This window comes from Rhizobium sp. PEPV16, from assembly GCF_008919455.1.
Taxonomy (GTDB): Bacteria; Pseudomonadota; Alphaproteobacteria; order Rhizobiales; family Rhizobiaceae; genus Rhizobium; species Rhizobium leguminosarum_Q.
In genome coordinates, this window is the sequence record NZ_VSZV01000349.1 from 17,774 (window position 1) to 18,105 (window position 332).

Genomic DNA, 332 nt, shown 5'->3' on the forward strand with positions numbered 1-332 from the left:
TGCTTTCGGCTCAGGCTGCGACCGACGCCGAAATCTGCGTCTTCCCCCGCGACCTGCTCGACCGCATGATATCGGAGACGCCGGAACTGCAGCGCAGCCTGCACGATCAGGCGCTGAAGGAGCTGGATGCCGCGCGCGAATGGATGCTGACGCTCGGCCGACGCACCGCCGAGGAGAAGGTCGCAAGCCTGCTCCACCTCATCGCCACCCACGCCGAACCGCAAACGGCCACAAGCACCGCCTTCGACCTGCCGCTATCCCGCGCCGAGATCGCCGATTTCCTCGGATTGACGATCGAAACCGTCAGCCGCCAGATGACCAGGCTGCGCAAG

1 protein-coding gene is annotated in these 332 nt (G+C 65.7%); it reads left to right on the plus strand.

The window, feature by feature from the left end; translation table 11 throughout:
• Positions 1–332, plus strand: a 332-nt coding sequence (locus FY112_RS29855; protein ID WP_151519985.1) for a Crp/Fnr family transcriptional regulator, incomplete at both ends; no start/stop codon positions are given.